Source organism: Streptomyces sp. NPDC005899, from assembly GCF_040629645.1.
Lineage (GTDB): Bacteria > Actinomycetota > Actinomycetes > Streptomycetales > Streptomycetaceae > Streptomyces.
The window spans coordinates 1-17,203 of the sequence record NZ_JBEXWB010000106.1 but is presented as its reverse complement, the minus strand read 5'-3'; the positions used below and the strand labels follow the sequence as shown (position 1 = coordinate 17,203).

Annotated in this window: 12 protein-coding genes, 1 tRNA gene and 1 pseudogene; 12 read left to right on the top strand and 2 right to left on the bottom strand. The window is 70.7% G+C overall.

Annotated elements, in window-relative coordinates:
• The first annotated feature begins 348 nt into the window (after window positions 1-348).
• From glyA to ABZ371_RS14880, 5 genes and pseudogenes are all read left to right on the top strand, one after another.
• A complete protein-coding gene (glyA, locus tag ABZ371_RS14900; protein ID WP_358678633.1) occupies window positions 349-1,629 on the top strand; it encodes a serine hydroxymethyltransferase in 1,281 nt (426 codons plus the stop codon).
• A 158-nt stretch (window positions 1,630-1,787) separates the two neighbouring features.
• On the top strand, window positions 1,788-3,098 hold the full coding sequence (locus ABZ371_RS14895; protein WP_358678630.1) for an NERD domain-containing protein: 1,311 nt from the start codon (window positions 1,788-1,790) through the stop codon (window positions 3,096-3,098).
• A gap of 55 nt (window positions 3,099-3,153) precedes the next feature.
• A pseudogene (locus tag ABZ371_RS14890) lies at window positions 3,154-3,369 on the top strand (D-2-hydroxyacid dehydrogenase family protein); the annotation flags it as partial.
• 132 nt (window positions 3,370-3,501) lie between these two features.
• Window positions 3,502-4,233, top strand: coding sequence for a hypothetical protein (locus ABZ371_RS14885; protein WP_358678627.1), 732 nt, complete (start codon window positions 3,502-3,504; stop codon window positions 4,231-4,233).
• Between the two features lie 1,012 nt (window positions 4,234-5,245).
• Window positions 5,246-6,103 carry a hypothetical protein gene (locus ABZ371_RS14880; protein WP_358678624.1) on the top strand — a complete coding sequence of 286 codons (858 nt, stop codon included), beginning with the start codon at window positions 5,246-5,248 and terminating at the stop codon, window positions 6,101-6,103.
• A 1,448-nt stretch (window positions 6,104-7,551) separates the two neighbouring features.
• Here the strand turns inward: ABZ371_RS14880 and ABZ371_RS14875 are convergent.
• Together ABZ371_RS14875 and ABZ371_RS14870 are read right to left on the bottom strand one after the other, a co-directional pair.
• Complete coding sequence (locus tag ABZ371_RS14875; protein ID WP_358678621.1) at window positions 7,552-8,562, bottom strand: hypothetical protein; 1,011 nt, start codon at window positions 8,560-8,562, stop codon at window positions 7,552-7,554.
• A gap of 452 nt (window positions 8,563-9,014) precedes the next feature.
• Window positions 9,015-9,086 (bottom strand) — tRNA-Arg (locus ABZ371_RS14870).
• Window positions 9,087-9,300: 214 nt separating this feature from the next.
• Between ABZ371_RS14870 and ABZ371_RS14865 the strand changes: the two genes are divergently transcribed.
• The 7 genes from ABZ371_RS14865 to ABZ371_RS14835 form a co-directional block, all read left to right on the top strand.
• The gene (locus ABZ371_RS14865; protein WP_358678618.1) at window positions 9,301-9,735 is read left to right on the top strand and encodes a response regulator; all 435 of its coding nucleotides are present in this window, start codon (window positions 9,301-9,303) and stop codon (window positions 9,733-9,735) included.
• A 169-nt stretch (window positions 9,736-9,904) separates the two neighbouring features.
• On the top strand, window positions 9,905-11,050 hold the full coding sequence (nrtL, locus tag ABZ371_RS14860; RefSeq protein WP_358678615.1) for an ArgS-related anticodon-binding protein NrtL: 1,146 nt from the start codon (window positions 9,905-9,907) through the stop codon (window positions 11,048-11,050).
• Window positions 11,051-11,078: 28 nt separating this feature from the next.
• On the top strand, window positions 11,079-12,470 hold the full coding sequence (gene lysA, locus ABZ371_RS14855; protein WP_358678612.1) for a diaminopimelate decarboxylase: 1,392 nt from the start codon (window positions 11,079-11,081) through the stop codon (window positions 12,468-12,470).
• 95 nt (window positions 12,471-12,565) lie between these two features.
• Complete coding sequence (locus ABZ371_RS14850; protein WP_358678609.1) at window positions 12,566-13,921, top strand: homoserine dehydrogenase; 1,356 nt, start codon at window positions 12,566-12,568, stop codon at window positions 13,919-13,921.
• Between the two features lie 6 nt (window positions 13,922-13,927).
• Window positions 13,928-14,998 (top strand): threonine synthase, encoded by a 1,071-nt coding sequence (gene thrC / locus ABZ371_RS14845; RefSeq protein WP_358678606.1) that lies wholly within the window; start codon window positions 13,928-13,930, stop codon window positions 14,996-14,998.
• Between the two features lie 347 nt (window positions 14,999-15,345).
• Window positions 15,346-16,263, top strand: coding sequence for a homoserine kinase (gene thrB, locus ABZ371_RS14840; RefSeq protein ID WP_358678636.1), 918 nt, complete (start codon window positions 15,346-15,348; stop codon window positions 16,261-16,263).
• Window positions 16,264-16,650: 387 nt separating this feature from the next.
• On the top strand, window positions 16,651-17,203 hold a 553-nt coding region (locus ABZ371_RS14835), incomplete at its 3' end, for a Rho termination factor N-terminal domain-containing protein (RefSeq protein WP_358678603.1).

Sequence of the window (17,203 nt, the reverse complement as noted above, 5' to 3'; positions counted from 1 at the left end):
GCCGGCGGCGCCGGCGGCGGCTCGTGCGAGCCGGGTCCTCCCGCACCGGGCTGTCCGGACTCGGGCGCGCCCCATCGATCCCTTGCTTCCATACGGTCCCCCCACCGTGATGCCTCCGCAGGCCACCGGGAAGCTGCCCGCTTTCGACGCGATCCACGCGTCTTTTCGGATGTGCGCGTACTAAAGTGCGAGATGCCGCGACTGGCGCGCGCCCGGCAGGGTGCTCCGTGGAAACGACCACGAGGAAGCGGCACACCCCGGCACGCCCGGGGCGTCATCTCCGGAAGGCCGTCCGCCTGGGCATCCGGGTCCACGTCGCAGCAGTGCGACCGACCCGGGAGGCCTCCCGTGACCGTCCAGCCGTCCGACACCCGTCATCCCGCCCTGACCGCGGCGGATCCCGAACTCGCCGCGCTCGTGGGCGCCGAGGAGCGCCTCCAGGCCGACACCCTGCGCCTGATCGCCAGTGAGAACTACGTGTCCGCCGCCGTGCTGGAAGCCTCCGGCACCGTCCTGCAGAACAAGTACTCCGAGGGCTACCCCGGCAAGCGGTACTACGAGGGCCAGCAGGTCATCGACCAGGTGGAGGCACTGGCCGTCGAGCGGGCCAAGGCGCTGTTCCGGATGGAGCACGCCAACGTGCAGCCCTACTCCGGCTCACCGGCCAACCTCGCCGTGTACCTCGCATTCCTGGAGCCCGGGGACACGGTCCTCGGCATGTCGCTGCCCATGGGCGGCCACCTCACCCACGGCTGGGGCGTCTCCGCGACCGGCACGTGGTTCCGGGGCGTCGGGTACGGCGTGCGGCGCGACACGGGACGCGTCGACCTCGACGAGGTACGGGACCTGGCACGCGCCGAGCGGCCCAAGGTGATCTTCTGCGGAGGCACCGCCGTACCCCGGACGATCGACTTCGCCGGCTTCGCCGACATCGCCCGGGAGGTGGGAGCGGTGCTGGTGGCCGACGTCGCCCACATCGCGGGGCTGATCGCCGGCGGTGCCCACCCGTCACCCGCTCCCCACGCCGACGTCGTGTCCACCACCACCCACAAGACACTGCGCGGCCCGCGCGGGGCGATGCTGCTCTCCCGGGCCGAGCACGCCCGGGCCATCGACCGTGCGGTCTTTCCCGGACTGCAGGGCGGCCCGCACAACCAGACCACAGCCGCGATCGCGGTCGCGCTGAAGGAGGCCTCGGGCGAGGCGTTCGGCGCGTACGCGCACCAGGTCGTCTCCAACGCCCACGCGCTCGGCGAGGAACTGGCCGCACGCGGCTTCGACCTGGTGTCCGGCGGCACGGACAACCACCTGCTGCTGCTCGACCTCACCGCGCGCGGTGTACCGGGCAAGGACGCGGCCAAGGCGCTGGACCGGGCGGGCATCGTCGTCAACCACAACACCGTCCCGTACGACCGGCGAAGGCCCTTCGACCCGTCCGGCATCCGCATCGGGACCCCGGCCCTCACGTCACGGGGCGTACCGGCGTCCGAGATGGGCGCCGTCGCACAGTGGATCGATCTCGTGGTGGAAGCCGCCCGTACAGGTGACGAAACCACGGTTTCCAAGGTCCGGGGCGAGGTCAAGGCGATGATGGACGCCTACCCGGCACCCGGCCTCCCCCTGCTCTGACCGGGGTGCCGGGGCGGTCCGGGGCACATCCGGACCCGGACCGCCCCGGGAACGCCGCCTCCTCGACCCCGCGCGCCCGCTTTGCGCCCTGTCCGGTGGCGGAGCCGCCGTACACGCTGGGTGGCAGGGACGTCGGAACGGTGAACAGGAGGGGCACGATGCAGGATCTCAAGGTCACGTCATGGCAGCTCTTCGGGCACGACCGGCTCTACGTGAATCTGCCGGACGGCACGGCGATCGGATGGGCGGACCTGGCCAACGGCACCATCACCGTCCTGCATCCGCGCTACCGCGACGCCGTCACCGACGCCCTGGCCCGCCAGGTGCCGCACGCCCCGGCCCTGAGCGACATGCCGCCCCCGGGACCGCCGCCGTCGGCCCCGCCGCCGATGCCCCGGATCCCGCCGCTGCGGCGGACGCGGAAGCGCGACCCGGGAGAACGGGCCGGGGGAGGGCCGGCTGGGGAACGGCCGGTTGCCGAAGGAACGGCCGCGGAACGGCCGGCTGCGGAACGGCCGGTCGCCGAGGGGCCGGCGGGAGGGCAGGCCGTGGCGGTCGGGGAGGCGGCCGCTCCCCGGGTCCCGCAGCAGCGACCGGCTGTGGCCACGGAGACGGAGGGGACCGGTGTACGCGGCTACGGGCCACTGACGCCCGTCGTGGGGGAGCGGCCCCTGACCCGGCACGACGATGAGCAGATGCCCGCATCCGCGCCCGGACCGGAGTACCGGCAGGGTGGTGCGCCTGCGTCCCCGCCGACGCCCGCGCCCGGTCAGGCGACCCACCGGTACCGCGTGCCCGCCCCCGCACCGGTCCCGCCGGGACGCTTCCCGCGGCCCCTGCTGCCCGAGCTCACCCCGGCGAACGACCTCGCCGCCAGGCGTCCCGGTGCCGCGCTGCGGGCGCGGCCCGACGCGTCCGGCACCGGGGCGCTCGTACGGGCCGCCACCGGGGCGCTGCGCAGGCGCAAGGACGTGGACCCCCGCCTGACCGCGCTGGCGGGCGAGCGACGGGTGGGCGCCGAGCTGAGGCGGCTGACGCGGCACGGCTGGCGGGTCCTGCACTCCGTACCCCTGCCGGACGGCACGGAGTTGGGGCACCTCCTGATCGGGCCGGGCGGGGTGTTCGCCGTGCACGCCGAACACCACCCCGGGGCCCGCGTACGGGTCGAGGAGGGGACCTGGCGGATCGGAGACGGCGCGCCGCGTCCCTGGGCGCTCGCCGACCGGCCCGGGGCGGCGGACGCCCAGCGGGTGCTGGAGACGCACTGCGCCTTCCCCGTGCCCGTCCACACCGTGCTGGTGTTCGTCGGCGTCACCACCCTGGACGTCATCGCCGCCCCGCCGGGTGTGCGCGTCTACCGCGACCGGCAGGTGTCCGCACTGGCCCCGCTGACCGGCGTACTGACCCCCACCCAGGTGGAGAAGGTGTACGACGTCGCGCGGCGCCGGGAGGCATGGTCGGCCGGATGAACCCGGGGCGGCGACGGTAGATTCCTCGCTGCCGCCGCCTGGGGAGAAACCCGCCATGAGACTTCGCTGTGCCGTGCTCGACGACTACCGGTCCGTCGCGACCTCCGCCGCCGACTGGTCGCCCGTAACCGCGGACGTCGACGTGGTGAGCTTCACCGAACACCACGCCACCGAGGACGAACTGGCCGCCGCCCTCGCCGGCTTCGACATCGTCGTCACCCTCCGCGAACGGGTGGCCTTCCCGGCGGGCCTGATCGGGCGCCTGGGGCGCCGAGCCCGAGGTCGACGGGCGAGGCGGGGTGACGTACCCGGCGCCGTAGCCCACCCCTGTCGGTGGAGGCGAATATCCATTCGGGTGATCGACGTCGGCTGAGGTACGTTTCTGCCACTCGAAGGGGGCGAAGTGACGAAGCTCAACCAGATCATCGCCGTGGAGAAGGGTGTCAAGAGCAAGTCGCTCCAGGACATCACCGCGGCCCACCACAAGGTGCAGAAGCCGGCGCTGCTGGCGGGCATCTCGCGTACGTACCAGCCCAAGGACGAGGAGGGCGAGCAGCTGCCGCCCGAGTCGACGCGGGTGCAGGTCCAGGCCGAGGACGTCCTGCGGGAGATGTCCCGGTCACTGACCCGGCTGTTCGACGTGACCGCCACCAAGGACTGGGCCAACCGCACCGCCGCCGCGGACGTCACCGTGGACGGGCGCACCGTCCTCGCCGACGTGCCGGTCAGCTACCTGCTGTTCCTCGAGAAGCAGCTCACCGACCTGCACACCTTCGTCAAGAAGCTGCCCACGCTCGACGCCTCCGAGTCCTGGTCGCCCGACCCGTCGACGGACTGGTGGAAGACCGACCCCGTACGCACCATCCGCACGAAGAAGGTCCCCCGCAACCACGTCAAGGCCGAGGCGACGGAGAAGCACCCGGCACAGGTCGACGTGTACTACGAGGACGTACCGATCGGGTACTGGACCACCGTGAAGTTCTCCGGGGCGCTGCCGGCGCGCCGGGTGAACGAACTCCTGGAGCGGGTCGAGAAGCTCCAGCACGCGGTGAAGTTCGCCCGTGAGGAGGCCAACGGCGCCGAGGTCACCGACCGGCGGGTCGGCGACGCGGTGTTCGGCTACCTGTTCGGCTGAGGCCGGACGCGAGGCGGCACCCACAGACGCCCCCGCGCATGCCGTGGGGGTGCGCACCCTGCACGAGGCGGAATCGATGTCCGCCCCGTGTGACGAGCGCAAGCTGAAACTGACGTTCAGCCTGAAGACGCGGTAACGGTGGAGGTTCGAGTCCTCCCCCCGGCTCCACCTGCCGGGGTGGCCCAACATGGCAGAGGCGGCCGCGATCAATCTCAGACTCTCGCTCCAGCTTCAGTATCGCCGCCGATTGCCGGACCGACCGAGTACGGACGAACACCGTTGAATGCTGGTTCGAATCCGGCCTGCGCCTCTGCCACGGCGCGGTAGTTCAAAGGCAGAACGCGACGGTATGACGACTGATCCGCACTCTTAAAAGGCGCCGGCAAGCGCAATTGGGTGGCAACCCCAGGGGCCCGGGAGCTGGATACGACTCCCGGGCTCCGCCACGCCCGGCGGCTCCGCGCGTCGAGTTCGTACGTCAGCCTTCGTCTGCAACAGGGGCGGTAGCGAACGGTGTTGCAGGTGTGACGCTGATCGAGATCGTCGCCGGCCCTACCCCCTGCCTTCACCAACTCGCCGGTTCCGTCGGCCACGACTGAGTGGCCTGCCGGAACGCGTCCGTGTCTCCGCGCGCAGCCTCAGCGCGTTCCGTGACGTCATGGCCAGGCAACCTGAGGCTTTGCTCGCTCAAGGCGACAGAGTGCTTGGACAACAGCATCACGTCGCCGAATCTTCGTAAGCCACCATGTCCACTACTCGCGCACACGCCCCTCGTACGGCTTCTGATCATCTACGTCGCCAGGCCGGACGTTTCGTGCTACCCACCCCCCAGGTACGTACGCTGACGCAGCGTATGCGCGGCGAGGCCGGTACGGGACGGAGCATGCCCGCATGGGCGACGCTGACGGGGGCCCCGGTTCTGTCCGCCGACTCCCGCTCGCGCAGTCCCCAGCCGCGATGACAATGACCGGTTCGGGGGATACAGGTCACCCGCCTGCTGTACGTTCCTGGCATGGTCACGGGACAACTGAGCGAGAACCCGGAGTCGCGCTTCTCCGCTCTTCTGGCTGGCGCAGCAAGGCTGCCGGGTGTGCGAGTCGACAGGGAGGCGTACCTGCGGACGGCGCTGGCCCGTCACTGCTCGGAAGATGATGTTCGCAGAGCGGTGGAAGAGACCCCCGCGGCGGCGGGTATCCCTCTTGCTGTCCTGGACAGGGTGGCCAACGAGTCCATTCGTTACGAAACGGCCAAGGTGAGTGCGCTCTCCGCTGCGGCCGGGATTCCCGGATTCATCGCCATGCCCGCCACGGTGCCGGCCGATCTCGCCCAGTACGTCGGGCACATGCTGCGCATCGCGCAGAAGCTCGCCTACCTCTTCAGCTGGCCCGATCTGTTCTCCGCCGAAAACGACGACCTCGATGACGCCACCAAGGGAGTGCTCACGCTCTTCTTCGGGGTGATGTTCGGAACTCAGTCCGCGAACGCCGCCGTGGGGAAGGTAGCAGGGATGATCTCCGAGCAGGTCGCCAAGAAGCTGCCCCAGCAGGCGCTGACCAAGGGCGTCGTCTACCCCGTAGTGAAGAAGGTCGCCCAGCATCTCGGCGTCGAGATGACGAAGCAGACCTTCGCAAAGTCCGTCTCGAAGGCCATTCCCCTCGTCGGGGCTGCCGTGTCCGGCGGGCTCACCTACGCGACCTTCCGCCCCATGGCCAGAAGGCTCAAGACGCACCTCTCCGATCTGGAACTCGCCAAGCCGGCCGGGGGTCAGGTCATCACGGGTGAAGTTGTCCAGGACGCCACCGTCCCGGGTACTGCCGAGGCGAAGATCCCGAAGCCGGCCCGTGAATGGAGTGTTCTGAAGCGTCGGTAGGTCGCGGCTCAGGCCATGAGGCGATCAGCAGTCGCCAGGTTCACCGCCATCCCGTTCGTGGTGGTGCGGTCGACATTCCGGCGCTCGGGTCTCACATCGCAGGGTTCGCGTGCTGTGGATCATGCAGTCATTCAGGGGCCCGGGAGGGGCCCCGGGCCGGTGCTTGAGCTTCGGGTTCCGAGGGTTGTGGTTCGGGCGTCGGGATTCGAGCCGTGTGGTCTGTCCGGGAGGCAGGCAGGGAGTTCGGGGGGACACCACCCTGCCTCCCTTCCGCCTTCCGCCCGGCACCGCAGCCTCGCGCCCTACCCCAAGGCCCGTAACGGCTATGGCAAGCAACCGCCCCCGGCCAACGCCGAGTGCGGGGACGACTTCGTCCTCATGCCGGATGCGAACGCTACGTCGCCGGGTATGTCGACCACCTGCCCGATGGCGCCGCCTTGGACATCAAGTCGCTGGCCATGGGCCTGCCCTTGTACGGCCAGATGACCATCGGCACCGCCTTGCAATCCCTCGCCGCGGCCGGACATCTGCGCCGTGTTCGCCGCCGGGCGGAGGAGGGCGGCCAGTGCCGGTGGGTGACGCTCACCTACTGGTCGCGTGCCGCTCGCGACTACGAGTGGTGGTCGGCCAGGCTCACGGGGGAAGCCGGCGCCCCGGAGCAGGTGCGAGTCCGACCTGCTGGTCGTGCCCCAGCAGCGCACCGCGCAGGCGGACATCAGGGTGCACCCCCTGCCGAGCCTTTCGCAGGCCCCCTGGCACCGGAAGGTGCCCGGGCAAGGGCTTCCCGCAGCCCGCCGCGGCGGCTTCCCTTGCTACCGAGCCCTCGCCGAACTTGGCCGCCGCGAACCACGCTTGGCGCTCTCCGCTGCCGACTGTGCCGCGCTGGAGCCCTTCGCCGTCGTCTGGCTCGCGCGCGGTGTCAGCACCGACTACCTGACCTCGGGCGCCCACCGCCGGGCTTCCCGAGCGGAACGGGTCCCCCATCGGCTTGTTTCGCCGCCGTCTCACATCCCTGCGGCACACGCACCGGCATCGGGTACGCCCGGCGCCGCCGTCCGCAGCCTCCTGGTCGATTGCGGCCGTCTCGGCCCGGCCCAAGCGCTCCCGGAGGTCCTGCGCGAGCCCTGCTGTACCGCGCACCAGGCTCCGGGAGTGCTGGGCATGACGGTGACCCCGGAGCAAGGTAAACACGACGTGGGAGCCCTGGCCGGCAATCTCCGCAACTTGATACGCAGCCCTTGAGTGGGGCCCTGGAATGCCTACCGCCGACCAGATCACCTGGATCGAAGTCCGGCGAGACGAGGTCCGCAACCGGTCAGGCGCCGGCCGGTCACGCCGCCGGCGCCCGCTACTCACGCCTAGGAGTTCTCCCATCGAGCGCACATGGGTCCGGCCCAGCGGAGAGGGGACGAGTCTGCTCCGAGCAGGCACGGCTGGCACCGGCGATGTCAGAACTTTTCGACGTAGTAGGACTCGCTCCAATCGTCCTGGCTCATGGGCGCCTTCCAATTGGACTTGACCATCGTGCCGTCGAGGAATTGTCCAGCGGGTCGCTCTTCCGGTACCTGCTCGTTCAGGAGGGCGGTTACATCGTCGTGAAGCCCAGAGACGGATCCATTACGGGCTCGTTCCACACGTTCGAGCACGGAGCGAAGTACCCCAACGCGAAGCCCCATGGCGTCGTAACGTGCGACTGTGAAGTCACCGCTCGAATTTCTGTACCCGCTTCCTTCCAGAGCCGCAAGGAAAGGTTCGTAATAGGCCTGGATGAATTTGTCCAGTGTGATTCCCAGGTCGATCGCGTCCGGTTCGAAATCCGGGGGGTCAATCGCAAGAACAGCCAAAGGCTCCGAGCCGTCGTTCAACTTGGGGAAGTGTGCGGCACATCCGAAGGCGAAGTCGGGCACAACTCCACCGATCGACTTAATGGTTCCCTTCTGCGCGATCATTGTCTGCTCCAACTTCCAATCCACGATCCCAGACCTTCCCTTGGCCTCCGCCACCACCCATCCGCCGTCCAGCTTCTGCCCGAACAGGTCTGCTCGCTTCTTGCTGGACGGATCGAACGCGAGGCCGTAGCGGTTGGCATAGCGGTCAACATGCATGAGGAACCGGACCGAAAGAACTCTCTCGCTGAAAATGCCCGTCATGGCTTGCCCCAGCGTGTAGGACAACGCGACTTTCTCGGAGCGGTCGAGTTCTCGGGCAAGGTCGGATCGCATCAGCCTGCCGCCCGGTGCCATCCGCAAGTAGGCCGGCACCAAGGCCACGCGGTGCAGCCACTCGTAGAGTGATGTTGTGCCATGGGTGGCCCTGTCCGCAGGTGCCCGTCCTGTGACAAACAATGCGTGTGCGAGATCGTCGATCGGAAAGTTCATGCGATCCGTCTCACGCCCCACCACTTTCGGTGGAAAATTTTTCGCCTTATACCAGACGCTGAAATCCTGTTGTTTTACCATTTCGATGTTCGTCCCCCCTGGAACCGCTTGTCGTGCAGACGCTGATGCTGAAAACCGGGCATCAGTCTAGGCTTTTCGCTGGACATGACCAGAGCCAGTCGGGAGCGGGCAGGGTGGCTTGGGGGGCGCGCTCGACTGCGGCATGGCAACGGCACACAAATTGGTTGGGCGCCGGCGTCCTCGTGATGGCGTAGGCGGATCGGTGTACCGCTTCGCGTGAGTCCCCTATGCGGCGGGCGGCGGTACGCGGGCTACGCTGACCGGCCACGTGATGCCGAGGAACCGTAGGTGTGGGGTTCAGGGGACCCATTCATCACTCCGTCGCGATCACGTAGTGGATAACGACCGCGTAGTGGATAACGACAAGGAGCCGGACCCAGTAAATTTGGGTCCGGCTCCTAAAATCTGGCACTTCGCCTGCTGCGCGACCTGGTCGCGCTGTCTGGCGGAAGTGCCCCCGGCAGGATTCGAACCTGCGCACCCGGCTCCGGAGGCCGATGCTCTATCCCCTGAGCTACGGGGGCGTTGTCGCTGCGCTCGGCGGCGACGAGTGAAACCCTACCAGCTCCTGCGGGGTGTCCGGGAACAGGTATTTCCACGTCGGCGTCCCGCGTCGCGACGTCCCGGCGCGGGGCCGGACGGGCGAGGCGCCCGCGCCGGGGCACTCCCCGGCGCCCGGCGCGGTCGGAAGTGGGCAAAACCCGGACGCAGCCCCTCCGGCCGCCCTACCCTCGAAGCGTGTCAGGGGCGTACGGCCGCGTGCTTGTTGTCGACGACAACAAGGTCATCCGGCAGCTGATCAGGGTCAACCTCGAGCTGGAGGGCTTCGAGGTCGTGACCGCGGCCGATGGTGTCGAGTGCCTGGACCTGGTGCACCACATCTGCCCGGACGTGATCACGCTCGACGTCGTCATGCCCCGGCTCGACGGGATACAGACCGCGGTCCGGCTGCGCTCCGATCCGCGTACCAGCCACCTGCCCGTGGCCGTCGTCAGCGCCTGCACCCCCTACGAGGTGGACTCCGGCGTGGCCGCCGGGGTGGACGCCTTCCTGGCGAAGCCGTTCGAGCCGAGCGAGCTCGTGCGGATCGTGCGCCGGCTCGCACTCCGGGGGGACCCGCCGCCGTGCGACGGCAGACGCGGCGCCGGCCGGGCCGGAAGCGCCGCCGGCTGACCCGGTGACCCGTGCGACCGACGCCCGCCCCCGCGCGCCCCGGCACCTGCGCCGGCCGGCCGGCCCCGCCCGCCCGCGTACCGGCGGCCTCCCGCCGGGCGGCACCGCCGCTGCCCGCATCGCGAAACCGGTTGGCGGCGTGCCCCCCTTCCTCCCCTACGCTTGTCCCGTGACCCCCGCCGACCTCTCCCGGACCGTGCTGCGCGCCGTGCGCCGCGCGGTCGACGAGGACGCCCTGCGCGTTCCCGTGCCCGCGCGGGTACGGGTGGAGCGCACACGGCCCGGCGGCAGCGGGGAGTACGCCTGCGCGGTCGCCCTGCAGCTGGCGGGGCCCGCGGGGATCCCGGCACGCGACGTCGCGGCACTGCTCCGGGACAGGGTCGCCGGCACTCCGGGGATCGCGGGGGTGGAGATCACCGGGCCGGGGTTCCTCAGCTTCACGCTCGACGTGCCGGCCGACACCGCGAGCCGCGCCGCCCGTGTCCGTGACATACGGGAGCGGGGGCTCCGTTACGGCCACGTCGCCACCCCGGCCGGGCGGCTGTACCGGCTCCACCATCCCCCCGAGGTCCGGGCGGCGGTCGTCGCCCACAGCGTCGGGCGCCTGCTGCGCACCCAGGGCTGCCAGGTCCTCGTCACCTGCACCGGGGAGCCGGATCCCGGCTGGGAGAGGCTGTGCGCGGAGTCCGGCACGGGTGCCGGAGCCGAGGCGGGCACCGGCAACCGCCCCGTTCCCGCCGGAGCCGAGGCGGGCACCGGCAACCGCCCCGGCGCCGCCGGGGCGTCCAGGGACTCGGAGATCCGTCCCGTGCCGGCCGGAGCCACGGCGGAGGCGCTGGTGGAGCGGCTGGGCGTGGACGCCGCGCTGTGGGGCCTGCTGCGGCCCGCCGCCCACGACCGAGCGCCCCTGGGCGACGACCTCCTCGTCCAGGGAGAGGCGAACCCCCTCTTCCTGGTCCGCTACGCGCACGCCCGCGCCCGCGCGCTCACCCGTGGCGCCGAGCAGCTCGGTTTCACCGGCGCGTACGGGGACACGGTGGACGTCGAGGCGCCCGCGCTGCACGCCGCGCTCGCCGACCACCCCGCGGTCCTCGCCGCCGCCGCCCGCCACCACGCGCCCGACCGGCTCGCCCGGCACCTGGAAGCGGTGGCGGACGCCTTCCTCGACTTCCACGGCGCGACCCCGGCGCTCCCCGCCGGCTTGGAGAAACCCTCGGCCGCCCACCGCTCCCGGCTGGCCCTCGCCGAAGCCGCCGGGACGGTGCTCGCAGGCGGCCTGTCCCTGCTGGGTATCAGCGCGCCCCCTTACCTTTGACACAGACCTGAGAGAACAGAGCAGAACGATGAGCCGATCCGCACACCCCGCCGGACCCCGTCACGCCGACGTCCTCCCCGAGGGCCACTACACCGCCCCGGCCACCGACCTCAACGAGCTGGACGCGAAGGTCTGGTCCCGTACCGTCACCCGCGACGAGGCCGGCGCGCTCACCGTCGGCGGGATCGAAGTGGCCCGGCTGGCCGAGGAGTTCGGGACTCCGGCCTACTTCCTCGACGAGTCCGACTTCCGGGCCCGCTGCCGTGCCTGGGCGGACGCCTTCGGACCGGACGCCGACGTGTTCTACGCCGGCAAGGCCTTCCTGTCGCGTGCCGTGGTGCGCTGGCTCGCGGAAGAGGGACTGAACCTGGACGTGTGCTCCGGCGGCGAGCTGACCACCGCGCTGGACGCCGGGATGCCCGCCGACCGGATCGCCTTCCACGGCAACAACAAGACCGTCGCGGAGATCGAGCGGGCCGTCGGGGCGGGCGTCGGGCGCATCGTGCTCGACTCCTTCCAGGAGATCGTCCGGGTCTCCCACATCGCGCAGCGGCTCGGCACCCGGCAGCGCGTGCAGATCCGCGTCACGGTCGGTGTCGAGGCCCACACCCACGAGTTCATCGCCACCGCCCACGAGGACCAGAAGTTCGGCATCGCGCTGGCCGACGGACAGGCCGCCGAGGCCGTCCGCAGGGCACTGGAGCTGGACGGGCTCGAACTCATCGGCATCCACTCGCACATCGGCTCGCAGATCTTCGACATGGCCGGTTTCGAGGTGTCCGCGCGGCGCGTGGTGCAGCTGCTCGCCGCGATCCGTGACGAGCACGGCGTCGAACTCCCCGAGATCGACCTCGGCGGCGGTCTCGGTATCGCCTACACCTCCGAGGACGACCCGAGCGAGCCGCACCAGATCGCCAAGGCCCTCAGGGACATCGTGACCCGGGAGTGCGAGTCGGCCGGACTCACCACCCCCCGCATCTCGGTGGAGCCGGGGCGGGCGATCGTCGGCCCCACCGCGTTCACGCTGTACGAGGTCGGCACCATCAAGCGCCTGGAGGGGCTGCGCACGTACGTGAGCGTCGACGGCGGCATGTCGGACAACATCCGCACCGCGCTGTACGACGCCGAGTACAGCGTCGCCCTCGTCTCGCGCAGCTCGGACGCCGAGCCCATGCTCGTCCGGGTTGTCGGCAAGCACTGCGAGAGCGGGGACATCGTGGTCAAGGACGCGTTCCTGCCGGCCGACCTCGCCCCCGGAGACCTGATCGCCGTGCCCGCCACCGGTGCGTACTGCCGCTCCATGGCGAGCAATTACAACCACGCCCTGCGCCCGCCCGTCGTCGCCGTGCGTGACGGGCAGGCCCGGGTCATCGTCCGCCGCGAGACGGAGGAAGATCTCCTGCGCCTCGACGTCGGCTGATGAAATTTACATCTCAAAATCCGGACGGGTGGCGGAAACCCCCGTCCGGTGAGTGAGACTGGTCCACACATCAGAAGTATGAGAAACGAGGTCGGATGATGCGTACGCGTCCGCTGAAAGTGGCGCTGCTGGGCTGCGGAGTGGTCGGCTCAGAGGTGGCGCGCATCATGACGACGCACGCCGACGACCTCGCCGCGCGCATCGGCGCCCCGGTGGAGCTCGCCGGCGTCGCCGTGCGCCGGCCCTCGAAGGTGCGGGAGGGCATCGACCCCGCGCTGATCACGACCGACGCCACCGCGCTGGTCAAGCGGGGTGACATCGACGTCGTCGTCGAGGTCATCGGCGGTATCGAACCCGCCCGCACCCTCATCACGACCGCCTTCGAGCACGGCGCGGGCGTCGTCTCCGCCAACAAGGCGCTGCTCGCCGAGGACGGCTCCGCACTCCACGCCGTCGCCGAGAAGCACGGCCGCGACCTCTACTACGAGGCGGCCGTGGCCGGCGCCATCCCGCTCGTACGGCCGCTGCGCGAGTCCCTCGCGGGGGACAAGGTCAACCGGGTCCTCGGCATCGTCAACGGCACGACCAACTTCATCCTCGACAAGATGGACACGAGCGGGGCCGGGTACTCCGAAGCGCTCGACGAGGCGACCGCCCTCGGATACGCCGAGGCCGACCCGACCGCCGACGTCGAGGGCTTCGACGCCGCCGCGAAGGCCGCCATCCTCGCCGGTATCGCCTTCCACACCCGGGTCAGGATCGGTGAGGTGCACCGCGAGGGCATCACCGAGGTCACGGCCGCCGACATCGCCTCGGCCCGCCGCATGGGCTGCACCGTCAAACTCCTCGCCATCTGCGAGCGGGCCGCCGACGGCAGGTCCGTCACCGCCCGGGTGCACCCCGCGATGATCCCGCTCAGCCACCCCCTGGCCTCGGTCCGCGAGGCGTACAACGCGGTCTTCGTCGAAGCCGAGGCGGCCGGTCAGCTGATGTTCTACGGCCCTGGGGCGGGTGGCGCCCCGACCGCTTCCGCCGTCCTCGGCGACTTGGTCGCCGTGTGCCGGAACATCGTCGGCAAGACCACCGGACCCGGTGAGTCCGCGTACACGCGCCTGCCGGTCAGCCCCATGGGCGACGTCGTCACGCGCTACCACATCAGTCTCGACGTGGCCGACAAGCCTGGCGTACTCGCCCAGGTCGCGACGGTCTTCGCCGAACAGGGCGTATCCATCGATACGGTCCGCCAGCAGAGCCGACCATCGGGCAGTGGTGAAGGCGTTGCCATCGAGCAGGGTGCCGGCGGGCGGCGGATGGACGGAGACGGCGAGGCATCCCTCGTCGTCGTCACCCACCGCGCGCCCGACGCCGCCCTCTCGGGCACCGTCGAAGCGCTGCGCAAGCTGGACACCGTGCGCGGTGTCGCCAGCATCATGCGTGTTGAAGGGGAGTAAGGACCCATGACCAGCAAGGGCACCCACCAGTGGCGCGGCATCATCGAGGAGTACCGGGACCGTCTTCCGGTCACGAGCACGACGCCGGTCGTCACACTCCGTGAGGGCGGTACGCCGCTCGTCCCGGCGCAGGTCCTCTCCGAGCGCACGGGCTGCGAGGTGCACCTCAAGGTCGAGGGCGCCAACCCCACGGGGTCGTTCAAGGACCGCGGCATGACCATGGCGATCACCCGGGCGAAGGAGGAGGGTGCGCAGGCCGTGATCTGCGCCTCCACGGGCAACACCTCCGCATCCGCCGCGGCGTACGCCGTGCGGGCCGGGATGGTCTGCGCCGTCCTCGTGCCGCAGGGCAAGATCGCACTCGGCAAGATGGGCCAGGCGCTCGTCCACGGCGCGAAGATCCTCCAGGTGGACGGCAACTTCGACGACTGCCTGACCCTGGCCCGCAGCCTCTCGGACAACTACCCGGTGGCGCTCGTCAATTCGGTCAATCCGGTCCGGATCGAGGGCCAGAAGACCGCCGCGTTCGAGATCGTCGACGCGCTCGGAGACGCTCCCGACATCCACGTCCTGCCGGTCGGCAACGCGGGCAACATCACCGCGTACTGGAGGGGTTACAAGGAGTACGCGGGAGACTCGATCTCCACGCACACCCCGCGGATGTGGGGCTTCCAGGCATCCGGCTCCGCGCCCATCGTGCGCGGCGAGATCGTCAAGGACCCGGCGACCATCGCCACCGCGATCCGCATCGGCAACCCGGCCTCGTGGCAGTTCGCGCTGGAGGCCCGGGACGAGTCGGGTGGCTTCATCGACGAAGTGACCGACCGTCAGATCCTCTCGGCCTACCGCCTGCTGGCCTCCCAGGAAGGCGTCTTCGTCGAGCCCGCGTCGGCCGCCTCGGTGGCCGGCCTGCTCAAGGCCGCCGCCGAGGGCAAGGTCGACCCCGGCCAGAAGATCGTGTGCACCGTCACCGGCAACGGCCTCAAGGACCCCGACTGGGCCGTCGCGGGCGCCCCGCAGCCGGTCACGGTGCCCGTGGACGCGACCACCGCGGCCGAGAAGCTGGGCCTCGCCTAGCCGGCACCCCCTCCGCCTGTCCGCCCCCGCAACGGGTCGGACAGGCGTGAGAGGGCCCGCACCCGGCGTGAGAGGGCCCGGACCGGCCTGAGCGGGGCGGACAGCGCAGAGAAGGCGTGCGACACGCATCGTGCGCCTCCTGTGCGCCCTATGTCGCCACGGAACCTTCCTTCGATAAGCTGTGACCAACCCGCCCCGCCGCACAGCGCCGCGGTGCAGTCGCCGCGGTGACTGCCGGGTACCCCACCCCGGCACAGCGGCACCCCAGGCACGCCGACGTACCGCACGACCCCACCACCACCGAGCACCACCATCCCCGCCGCCGTACAGGAAGAGTCGTCCAACCGATGGCCGGTCCCGCGTTCCGAGCCGCAGCCGTCCGGGTGCGCGTCCCCGCAACCAGCGCCAACCTGGGCCCGGGTTTCGACGCCCTCGGCCTCTCCCTGGGGCTCTACGACGACGTCGTCGTCCGGGTCGCCGACTCCGGGCTGCACATCGACATCGCGGGTGAGGGCGCCGAGACGCTGCCCCGCGACGAGAACCACCTGCTCGTACGCTCCCTGCGCACGGCCTTCGACCTGCTCGGCGGGCAGCCCCGCGGGCTGGAGATCGTCTGCGCCAACCGCATCCCGCACGGCCGGGGACTCGGCTCCTCCTCCGCGGCCATCTGCGCCGGGATCGTCGCCGCCCGCGCCGTGACGACAGGCGGCGACGCCCGCCTCGACGATGCCGCGCTGCTGGAGCTGGCGACCGAGATCGAAGGCCACCCGGACAATGTCGCGGCCTGTCTCCTCGGCGGTTTCACCCTGGCCTGGATGGACGGCGGAGCCGCCCGGGCGATCAGGATGGACCCCGCCGAATCCGTGGTCCCGGTCGTGTTCGTGCCGGCGACCCCCGTGCTGACCGAGACGGCCCGCGGCCTGCTCCCGCGCACCGTCCCCCATGTGGACGCCGCGGCCAACGCCGGCCGTGCCGCCCTGCTGGTGGAGGCGCTGACCAGGCGCCCCGAGCTGCTGCTCGCCGCCACCGAGGACCGGCTCCACCAGGAGTACCGGGGGCCCGCCATGCCGCAGAGCGTCGAGCTCGTCAACCGTCTCCGCGCCGACGGCGTGCCCGCCGTCATCTCCGGCGCCGGACCGACCGTGCTGGCGCTCACGGAGGAGGGTTCCGCCGACAAGGTGGCCCGGCTGGCGGGCGAGGGATGGGCCGCCAACCGGCTCGCCCTCGACGCCACGGGCGCGAGCGTGCTGCCGCTCGCCGCGTAGCCGCACGTGATTGCCGGTGCATGAGAGGGGGAATGTTTGTTGGAGCCGGTAGTGTTAACCTCAAGTCAGCAATCGACGTCTTTGTGGCGCGTTGCTTCGTGTCCCCCTTCGGGACCACCACTCTTCCGGGAGCCTCCCCGACTGCCTGAGCAGCCTGCCTGAGCTTTCGAGCACGCTCCGGAACCGGCACGACACCCTCTTGCTCGTCCAGGAGTGGGCCGAGCAGGGGGATCTCGCGCCGGACCCCGCACATTCATCTCTCCGCCGTACCCGGCGGACCACCGCCCCGGCACGGTCCGCGATCCACATGATCAACAGACCGCAGTCGGACAGCACAACCGGTCGCCGAGCCAGAAGGCCGACGTCCGCTCCAGGGAAGGACCCTTCGTGAGCGACACCACCGATCTGATGGGCGTGACTGCCGACAAGAGCGTCGACAGCGCCGCGCCCGCCGAAGGTGCTGCCACTGGCACCACCGCACGGCGCCGCCGCTCCGGCACCGGCCTCGAGGGCATGGTCCTGGCCGAGCTGCAGCAGGTCGCGTCCGGCCTCGGCATCAGGGGGACTGCGCGGATGCGCAAGAGCCAGCTGATCGAGGTCATCAAGGAGGCGCAGGCCGGGGGCTCCGCCCCCAAGGCCGCCTCGAAGACCGCCGCCCCCGCCACCGCGGACGCCGAGAGCAAGCCCAAGAGGCGCGCGACGTCCAAGACGCGCACCGGGGACGAGTCCGCCGCGGCGCCGGCCGAGAAGGCCGCGGCCCAGCAGCAGATCGACATCCCCGGTCAGCCGGCCAGCGACGAGCAGCCCACCGGTGAGCGCCGCCGCCGCCGGGCCACCGCCCAGGCGGGCAGCCCGGACACCAAGACGGAGAACAGGCCGGAACCGCAGGCCGAGCCCAAGGCCGAGAGCCGCCAGGACCGCGCCGACGAGCGCGCCGAGG